This window comes from Streptomyces sp. NPDC057424 (assembly GCF_042803315.1).
In the GTDB taxonomy this organism is placed as follows: Bacteria; Actinomycetota; Actinomycetes; order Streptomycetales; family Streptomycetaceae; genus Streptomyces.
In genome coordinates, this window is sequence record NZ_JBHVCP010000108.1 from 1 (window position 1) to 9,457 (window position 9,457).

The following is a 9,457-nucleotide window of genomic DNA, read 5'->3' on the forward strand; positions in this document are numbered from 1 at the left end:
CACCGAGCCAAGAAGACACGCACCACCACAACCGACCTGACCAAGCACTACTAGTCCGGTGAGCGGCGCTGAGCGGCCCCCGTGTAGTTGCCGCGACCTCATGGCGCCCTTCCCCCTTCTCGGACGAGCCCGGACCGCGGTCGGGTCTGGTCCGGGACGCCAGTGTGCCGGCATCGGCTGCGGCTCGCAGGCCGCTCGGGCGGCCACCGGACCCCTTCGAACTCACCCTCCCAGCAGGGCCGGTGAGCCCGATGCTGTGTGCCGTTCGCCGACGCACGTGCGCTTCCGCTGCCGTCCGCCCTGTCGCGGCCGGCCGTGCGGCTTTTCTGTGGGGCACGTCTCGTTCGCTGGAAGATCCCCAGGTCAGCGGCACCATGGTGACACCACCCCACCCTCGGACGGCCGCTCCGGGTGGCGTACCGAAGCGCCCAAAACTAGCGTCGTACTAAGATTTCCGGCTTGTTACCGAGCTGGAGCCGGACAACCCCAGGCACACCTGCGGGCCCGCCAGCGCCCCGGAGGCATCCGGGATCAAGACGCGAGGACCGGATGGCAGCCATACAGGAGAGCGACGCTCTCGGCCTGCTCGGCGAAGAGCTCGGCGCGGAGATCCGGCAGGAGCTCGGGGACGCGGCCCGCTTCTCGGGACGTCCGGCGGCGTCGCCGCGCACGCTCGTCGACGTCTACGACGCGTCCGTCCGGTCGCATCCGGACGAGCCCGCCCTGGACGACGGCACCACCACTCTCACGTACCGGGCCCTGGCCGCGGAAGTGGAGCTGCTGCGGCGCGAGCTCGCCACCGCCGGGGTCGGACTCGGAGACCGGGTGGGGGTCCGGGTCCCGTCCGGCACCAACGAGCTCTACATCGCGATCCTCGCCGTGCTCGCGGCCGGTGCCGCATACGTTCCCGTGGACGCCGAGGACCCCGACGAGCGGGCCGGGCTGGTGTTCGGCGAGGCGGACGTGCGGGCCGTCATCGGCGCCGGGCAGAAGATCACCCTGCACCGTGCCGGCGAGGCCCCCGCCGCACGCCCCGGCATCGAGCACGACGCGTGGATCATCTTCACGTCCGGCTCCACCGGGAAGCCCAAGGGCGTCGCCGTCTCGCACCGCAGTGCCGCCGCGTTCGTGGACGCCGAGGCCGCGCTGTTCCTCACCGAGGAGCCGATCGGGCCCGGGGACCGGGTCATGGCGGGACTGTCCGTGGCGTTCGACGCCTCCTGCGAGGAGATGTGGCTGGCGTGGCGGTACGGAGCCTGTCTGGTGCCGGTGCCGCGTTCGCAGGTCAGGAGCGGCGCCGATCTCGGGCCCTGGCTGGTCGAGCAGGAGATCACCGTCGTGTCGACCGTGCCCACGCTCGCCGCACTGTGGGAGCCGGAGACCCTCAACGACGTCCGGCTGCTGATCTTCGGCGGTGAAGCCTGCCCGCCCGAGCTGACCCAGCGGCTGGTGACCGAGGGGCGCGAGGTCTGGAACACGTACGGGCCGACCGAGGCGACCGTGGTGGCCTGCGCGTCCCTGATGAACGGGGCGGAGCCGATCCGGATCGGGCTGCCCCTGGACGGCTGGGAGCTTGCCGTCGTCGACGAGGCCGGCGAGCCCGTCCCCATGGGCGGCAGCGGGCAGCTGGTCATCGGCGGGGTCGGGCTGGCCCGCTATCTCGACGCCGAGAAGGACGCGGAGAAGTACGCGCCCCTGGAGTCCCTGGGGTGGGAGCGGGCGTACCGCAGCGGCGACCTCGTCAAGGCGGAGCCCGAGGGGCTGGTCTTCCTCGGACGGGCCGACGAGCAGATCAAGCTCGGCGGCCGGCGGATCGAGCTCGGCGAGGTCGACACCGCGCTCCAGGGCCTGCCCGGCGTCGCCGGTGCCGCGGCCGCCGTACGGACCGCCCGCAGCGGCAACCAGCTCCTCGTCGGATACGTCGTCACCCAGGACGGCTGGGATCACGCCGCCGCCGTCGAGAAACTGCGGGCCGGACTGCCCGCCGCCCTCGTGCCGCTGCTCGCACCGGTCGAGGAACTGCCGACCCGCACGTCGGGCAAGGTCGACCGGAACGCACTGCCCTGGCCGCTGAAGGACCTGGAGGCGGGCGGCCCCACCGAGCAGCTCTACGGCACCGAGGCCTGGCTCGCCGAGCAGTGGACCGAAGTCCTGGGCATCCCGGTCACCAGCGCCGCCGACGACTTCTTCGCGACCGGCGGCGGCAGCCTGTCCGCCGCCCAGCTCACCACCCGGCTGCGCACCCGCTACCCGAGTGCGGCCGTCCTGGACATCTACCAGCAGCCCGTGCTGCGCAAACTGGCCCGCCGGCTCGAGAGGTCCGCGCGGGACGAAGAGGCCCGGCGCACGATCACCCCGGTGCCGAGGCGCGCTCAGGCAATCCAACTGCTGCTCCTCGTCCCGCTGTTCACCCTCCTCGGCCTGCGCTGGACCGTGGCACTGGCCGCCCTGGGCAATCTCCTGCCCGCCTACGTGTGGTTGCCCACGGCCCCGTGGTGGCTTCTCGCGGTCGGGGCCGTCGCCCTGTTCAGCCCGCCGGGGCGGCTCGCCCTGGCCGCCGGTGGCGCGCGACTGCTCCTCCGCGGAGTGAAGCCCGGACGGTACGCGCGCGGAGGCGGCGTACACCTGCGGCTGTGGACCGCCGAGCGGCTGGCCGAGTTCAGCGGCGCGACGTCGCTGACGGGCTCCTGGCTGGAGCGGTACGCGCGGGCTCTGGGCGCCAAGGTCGGCCCGGACGCCGATCTGCACTCGCTGCCCCCGGTCACCGGCATGCTCAAGCTGGGGCGGGGTGCGGCCGTGGAGTCCGAGGTGGACCTGTCCGGATACTGGCTGGACGGCGACCGACTGGAGATCGGCACGGTCAGGGTGGGCGCACACGCCGTTGTCGGTACGCGCAGCGTGCTCTTCCCCGGTGCCCGGGTGGGCAAGCGGGCCGAGGTGGCGCCCGGATCCGCGGTCACGGGACAGATTCCCACCGGCCAGCGCTGGGCGGGGGCGCCCGCGGTCAAGCTGGGCAAGGCCAAGCGCAACTGGCCCGAGGAGCGGCCGCGGCGGGGCACGTACTGGAGCGTGATGTACGGCCTCACCGGTCTCGCGCTGACCGCACTTCCGGTGCTGGCGGGGGTGACGGCGCTCCTCGTGGCCCGGGTCTTCGTCACGCCGGGCCCGGTCCTCACGGGCGCCGCCCTGGCCGTCGTACCGGCGACGCTCACCTACGGAGCGACGTACGCGGTGCTGCTGCTGATCGCCGTACGGCTGCTGAGCCTCGGCCTGCGTGAGGGGACCCACCCGACGCACAGCCGGGTCGGATGGCAGGCCTGGACGGTCACGCAGCTGATGGACCGCTCGCGGGAGACGCTGTTCCCGCTGTACGCCGGGCTGGTCACGCCGGTGTGGCTGCGGCTGCTCGGGATGCGGATCGGGCGCGGCGCCGAGGTGTCGACGGTGCTGGCGCTGCCCAGCCTGACGACGGTCGGTGAGGGTGCGTTCCTGGCCGACGACACCCTGACCGCGCCGTACGAGCTCGGCGGCGGCTGGATGCGGATCGGACGGGCCGAGATCGGGCGGCGGGCCTTCCTCGGCAATTCGGGCATGACGGCGCCGGGCCGAAGCGTGCCGGACGGCGGTCTGGTCGGCGTGCTGTCGGCGACGCCGAAGAAGGCCAAGAAGGGCACCTCCTATCTGGGGCTGCCGCCGGTCAAGCTGCCGCGCGCGGCGGCCGACGGCGACCGGAGCCGTACGTACGAACCGCCGGCCCGGCTGCTGTGGGCGCGCGGTCTGGTGGAGCTGTGCCGGATCGTGCCGGTGTTCTGCTCAGCCGGCCTTGCGGCGCTGACGATCGCCGCCCTGTGCGCGCTGGGGGCCTGGGCGCCGCTGCTGTCGGGGCTGGTGCTGCTCGCGGCGGGAGGGGGCGCGGCCCTCGTCTCGATCGTCGCCAAGTGGGCGCTCGTGGGGCGGCACCGCAGCGGGGAGCACCCGCTGTGGTCGTCCTTCGTGTGGCGCAACGAGCTGGCGGACACCTTCGTCGAGGTGCTCGCCGTGCCGTGGCTGGCGGGCGCGGTGCCGGGCACGCCGGTGATGACGGCATGGCTGCGCGGTCTGGGCGCACGGATCGGCAGGGGCGTGTGGGTGGAGAGCTACTGGCTGCCCGAGACGGATCTGGTGACGCTCCAGGACGCGGCCACCGTGAACCGGGGCTGCGTCCTTCAGACGCACCTCTTCCACGACCGGATCTTGCGGACGGATACTGTGGTCCTCCGTGAGGGCGCGACGCTGGGTCCTGGCGGGATCGTCCTGCCCGGCAGCACGATCGGGGCCCGCACCACGCTGGGTCCCGCGTCGCTCGTCATGGCCGCGGAGTCCGTCCCCGACGACACCCGCTGGCTCGGCAACCCGATCGAGGCATGGCGCCCCTGAGCGCGGGCCACTCGGCGCCGGAGGACGACGGACCGGCAGGCAGTGGCAGCAGCGCAGCGCAGGGAGACCAGACGGCAGTGGCAGTCCAGCAGGCGGCGGGCGCGGACCCGTATTTTCCGGAGCACGGCGACCCCCGGTACCGGGTGCACCGGTACGAGCTCGCGCTGGACTACCGCCCGGGCCCGAACCGGCTGTCCGGCACGGCCCGCATCAACGCCATAGCGGGACGGGCGCCGCTCACCGAGTTCGTGCTGAACCTGGCCGACTACAAGATCGGCCGGGTGCGGGTCGACGGACGGCAGCCGCACTACACGCACCGCGGCGGCAGACTGCGCCTCCGTCCCGCCAAGCCGGTCCGCGCCGGGGCGCCCTTCACGGTCGAGGTGCACTGGTCGGGCAACCCCGAGCCGGTGAACAGCCCCTGGGGCGGGCTCGGCTGGGAGGAGCTGGAGGACGGGGCGCTGGTGGCCAGTCAGCCGATCGGCGCGCCGTCGTGGTACCCGTGCAACGACCGGCCCGCCGACAAGGCGTCGTACCAGCTCTCGATCACCACGCCGTCGGCGTACGCGGTGGTGGCGGGCGGACGTCTGCTGACCCGGACGACGAGGGCGAGCACCACCACCTGGGTGTACGAGCAGTCGGCGCCGACGTCCAGCTACCTGGTCGGCCTCGCGATCGGCAAGTACCAGACGGTGCTGCTGGGCGATCCGGGCCCGGGCGGGGTACCGCAGCACGGGCACATCCCGGCGCAGCTGCTGGGCGACTTCTCGCGGGACTTCGCGCGCCAGCCGCAGATGATGGACCTGTTCCAGGAGCTCTTCGGGCCGTACCCGTTCGAGGAGTACGCGGTCGTGGTGACCGAGGAGGAGCTCGACGTGCCCGTCGAGGCGCAGGGGCTGTCGCTGTTCGGCGCCAATCACGTGGACGGGGCGCGGGGTTCGGAGCGGCTGGTGGCGCACGAGCTGGCGCACCAGTGGTTCGGCAACAGCGTGTCCATCGCCGACTGGCGGCACATCTGGCTCAACGAGGGGTTCGCGAAGTACGCGGAGTGGCTGTGGTCGGAACGCTCGGGCGGGCGTACGGCCGAGCAACTCGCTTCCGTCGCGCACCGGTTGCTGTCGTCGCTGCCGCAGGATCTACGACTGTCGGATCCGGGCCGCAAGTCGATGTTCGACGACCGGCTCTACGAACGCGGCGGACTCGTGCTGCACGCGGTGCGCTGCGCACTGGGCGACATCGCCTTCTTCCGCATGCTGCGTGGCTGGGGGCAACTGCACCGGGGCGGCACGGTCACGACCTCGGCCTTCACCTCGCACGTGGCCCGCTTCGCGACCGAGCCGGTGGACGAACTGCTGCAGGCGTGGATCCACGGAACGACGCTGCCGCCGCTGCCGGGGCCCGAGAGGCGGGCGGCGGGCTGAAGGGTGTTGCCGAAGGCGGTGCTCGAGCAGGTCAGGCCCTGGGACCGCCGGGGCTGCCACGGACGTTCATCACGGCCCCCGCCGACGGCGTCAGCGCGGGATGCCCAGGGCGTCGGGGTTCTGGTGCACGACCTCTGCCGGGAGGCGGGGTTGCTCAGGGCCCGGCAGGAGAGCTCCGGGTCCCTGTAGCTCTCCAGGACGAGGCCGGCCGGCGGGGTGCGCGGCGGCCATGGCACGCACGCGTCTTACGGGGTCGGCGAGCAGCCGGGCCACCACGGCGGCCGGTGTTCGGGTGTCGACTCTGACCAGCCATCTCTTCTCCGGGTCCGGGGCATCGGCGAAGCGCCGGCCTGCGCCCGCACGCGGGAAGTCGGGGTGGGCGAGCAGAGCGCCCTTGGTGATGACCCTGCAGTCCAGGTAGGTCTGCAGCACGACCTCACCGTCGACGGCCGGCTGGTTCTCGCACAGGAGGAGTCTCACGGGACAGTCGTCGTCCTTCGAGAGCAGTCCGACGGCGTCGGCGGGTGTCGCCGCAGAGCAGGGCCCACTGGCGGCAGGCTGCCTGCCGGAGGCGCGCGTCCTGGTGGTCGGCGAGACGGGCGACCAGGTCAGGAGCTGTGTACCGGCAGGTGGCCGCGCTCCGGCGGACCGGTGCTTCCCGGTCGGCGAGCAGGCGCTTCCGGGTGGAGACGGGGAGGGGCTCCACGGGGATGCGGAACCAGTCGGGTCCGTGGGCGAGCGCCTCGCGCACCCGTGTGTCGGGATCGTCGATGAGCCGGGCGCGCTGTTCCGGCGACGCCGAGGGGCTGGCGGCGAACGCCGACCGCAGCCTGTGGTCGGGATGCGCGACGATCGCGTCGACCACCTCGTCCGGCAGGGCGCGCCAGGCCAGGGCGTCCCAGGCCGCGATGGCTTCCTTGTGCAGCAGCCTGGTCAGTACCTCGACCGGTGCCGCCGGATTCCGTGCGAGGGCAGCGATCGACTCGCGGTCAGGACACGCGTCGCACATGGTTCCCCGGTTCGCCGGGAGTGACGCAGGCCCGCAGATTGTGCTCGTGCGGTGGTTACGAGGTCAATGCCGGTGATCACGTTCGTGCGGGGGCGGGTTCACCCCTCGTTTCAGGAGCCGGGCAGTCCAGGCGGCCCACTTGGGGGTACTCGACGGCTCCGCCGCCGGTCCGGCCACCGGCGTGGGGGTGCCGACAGACCTTGGCTGGGGGCGGTTTCGCGGACGCGGGAGTGGAGGGCGGATGACGGTCGACTTGGCCGGTTTCCTCGGCGTCGTACTGGTGGCGTACGTGGTGCCGGGCCCCGACTTCCTCGTAGTGGTCAGATCGGCGGCCGAGGATCCCTCGAAAGGCAGGGCCGCGGCACTGGGCGCCCAGACCGGGCTGTGCGTCCACATGCTCGCCGCCGCGGCCGGCCTCTCGGTGATCGCCACCCGCTCACCCGTGGTGTACGACGGGATCAGACTGTCGGGGGCGGCCTACCTCGTGTATCTCGGTGTACGGGCCGTGTTCGCCGCCCGCCGGGCCGCCCGGGAAAGGCGCGACGCGAACGGGGCCGCATCCCACGCCCCTCAGGAGGGCGGGCCTGTCCAGGGACGCTTCCGGTCCGGCTTCACCGAGGGGTTCCTCACCAACCTTCTCAATCCCAAGGCCGCGCTGTTCTTCCTCAGCGTCCTACCGCAGTTCGTCGACGGCGACGGATCTCCGGCGCAGCAGATCTTCTTCCTGGGCATGCTGGACGTCGCCATCGGAATCGTCTACTGGTTCGCCGTCGTTGTCGTGGCCGCTCGGCTGCGGGCCCTGCTCGCCCGGCCGAAGGTCCGCGACCGCTGGGAACTGGCCTCCGGCTGGCTGTTCATCGCCATCGGTGTCTCGGTCGCGACCGTCGCCTGACGTGTTGGACGGATTCAGTGGTGACCTTGCCGGGCAAGGGGCATGAAATGTCATGAGCACGACTGCCTTTCCCCACAGGAGGTCGATCATGCACGTCCGTATATTGACCGGCGGCCTCGCCGTTGCCTGTCTGGTGTCCTTGTCCCTGACAGGTGGCCAGGCATCAGCCGCCCCCCGAGCGGCGGAGGCCCCCCTCGCCGCGCGTGTCCTGACCTATGACGCCAGCGGCTCCGCGGAGTTCAGGAGTGCCGTCGATCGCGGCGCTGCGATCTGGAACGGGAGTGTCGACGCCGTCGAGCTACGTCCGGCCGCAGCCGGGCAGCGAGCGAACATCCGGGTTCTCGCGGACAACGGATGGCCGCGCGCCCTGCCCACCGGCCTGGGCAACGGCACCGTGTACATCGGGCGCCAGGCCGTCGACCAGGGCTACGACACGATCCGCATCTCCGCGCACGAACTCGGGCACATCCTGGGCCTGCCGGATCGCAAGCCCGGACCGTGCTCCAGCCTGATGTCCGGTTCCAGCGCGGGCACTTCGTGCACGAACCCGTACCCGAACGCGGCGGAGAAAGCGGCGGTCGAGGGGAACTTCGGCGGCGCACTCACCGGCAGGGCCCCGGCGCTGCGTGCCGAGGTGATGGTGGACTGACGCGCCGCTCTCGCGCCGCATCGCCCGCCGGCGGCCGGTGACGGCAGCAGGCGCGACAACTCCCCTGCCGCTCTGCCGGACGGCAGGGGAGCGTCGTCGGCCGCGGCCGGTCGGGCCTGACAGGACAGGACGGCGAAATCCCCTCGAAGTGGCGCCCGGCAGGGCCCGTTGCCGTGGCGCCCGGCGGCCGGTCGCCTGCCGTGGTACTGGCTCGTGACATCCCCGCCGCTTCGGCCGAGCAGGTCGTCGATGGTCTGGGCCGAGCGCAGGAGCTGCAAGCGGGTGCTCCCGTCCGGAGCTGTACGGGCACCGTGGACGGAGGGTTCGGGCAGGGTGTTGCACTGGTAGGGCGCGGGGAAGCAGTAGGCGCCGGTGTCGAGGACGGCCACGAGAACGCGGGTGCCGCCTCGAAGGCCCCCATCGTCCCGCGGGCCCGGTGGTGTCAGCCCTTCAGGGCGGCGAGTGCGGCGTCCAGGTCGGTGGCCCCGGGCTGGTCGTGGGGGAGCCGGGCGAGGATCTCGGCCATGCCGCAGGTGCCGGTGACGGCGGAGAAGACCAGGCCGCCGCCGGGCCCTCATCCGAGCGCGGCCGGGACGAGGGCCGGGCCGCTGCCAGGAACGAGGAGTTCTCGGCGTCGCCTGCCCGGCGTTCCCCGGCGCACGGGCGCTGCGGCGGCACCGGGCTGTGGCGGCACCGCGCGGCGGCACCCGCTGTCTCCGCGAGACCGGTCCCGCTGCCGGAAGCCCGGGGCGGACGGGCGGGGGACATCCACGGCGGCGGCCGTACAAGACCGGTGACATTGCCGGTCCCCGCGCGGCGGCCGGTCCCTGACAGTGGCACGGCCAGCCCGACGCGGCGGTGCCCACCGCGGGCACGCGGCGGACGCCCCAGGTCCCGCGTGCCCGCGAACGGCCACCCGCCACGACAGAGAGGACGACTCCTCGTGCACCTCCACCCCCACACCGACTCACCCACGCGCAGCGGTGACACCCCCCGACGCCGAGCCGGGCACCGGGCCGGACGACTGGCCGGCGTCGCCGCCGCGCTCGCCCTCGCCGTCGGCGTGGGCC

At 72.9% G+C, this 9,457-nt stretch carries 6 protein-coding genes and 1 pseudogene; 4 read left to right on the plus strand and 3 right to left on the minus strand.

Translation table 11 applies throughout. The features are described from left to right. The first annotated feature begins 549 nt into the window (after positions 1 to 549). Together ACFU3E_RS37810 and ACFU3E_RS37815 are read left to right on the plus strand one after the other, a co-directional pair. Positions 550 to 4,416: a Pls/PosA family non-ribosomal peptide synthetase gene (locus ACFU3E_RS37810; protein WP_384169185.1), complete on the plus strand. Its 3,867-nt coding sequence runs from the start codon at positions 550 to 552 to the stop codon at positions 4,414 to 4,416. 77 nt (positions 4,417 to 4,493) lie between these two features. Continuing rightward, a complete protein-coding gene (locus ACFU3E_RS37815) occupies positions 4,494 to 5,837 on the plus strand; it encodes a M1 family metallopeptidase (protein WP_384169188.1) in 1,344 nt (447 codons plus the stop codon). A 90-nt stretch (positions 5,838 to 5,927) separates the two neighbouring features. Here the strand turns inward: ACFU3E_RS37815 and ACFU3E_RS37820 are convergent, their stop codons facing one another. After that, on the minus strand, positions 5,928 to 6,317 hold the full coding sequence (locus ACFU3E_RS37820) for a hypothetical protein (RefSeq protein WP_384169191.1): 390 nt from the start codon (positions 6,315 to 6,317) through the stop codon (positions 5,928 to 5,930). Then, positions 6,274 to 6,846, minus strand: a complete 573-nt coding sequence (locus tag ACFU3E_RS37825) for a hypothetical protein (protein ID WP_384169194.1) — start codon at positions 6,844 to 6,846, stop codon at positions 6,274 to 6,276. The genes ACFU3E_RS37820 and ACFU3E_RS37825 overlap by 44 nt, the downstream gene beginning before the upstream one ends. 241 nt (positions 6,847 to 7,087) lie before the next feature. Between ACFU3E_RS37825 and ACFU3E_RS37830 the strand changes: the two genes are divergently transcribed. Continuing rightward, positions 7,088 to 7,738 (plus strand): LysE family translocator, encoded by a 651-nt coding sequence (locus tag ACFU3E_RS37830; RefSeq protein ID WP_384169196.1) that lies wholly within the window; start codon positions 7,088 to 7,090, stop codon positions 7,736 to 7,738. Positions 7,739 to 7,826: 88 nt separating this feature from the next. Next, positions 7,827 to 8,387, plus strand: a complete 561-nt coding sequence (locus ACFU3E_RS37835) for a snapalysin family zinc-dependent metalloprotease (RefSeq protein WP_384169199.1) — start codon at positions 7,827 to 7,829, stop codon at positions 8,385 to 8,387. Positions 8,388 to 8,829: 442 nt separating this feature from the next. Here ACFU3E_RS37835 and ACFU3E_RS37840 read toward each other — a convergent pair. After that, positions 8,830 to 8,961 (minus strand): annotated as a pseudogene (locus tag ACFU3E_RS37840) (transporter); the annotation flags it as partial. Between the last annotated feature and the right edge of the window lie 496 nt (positions 8,962 to 9,457).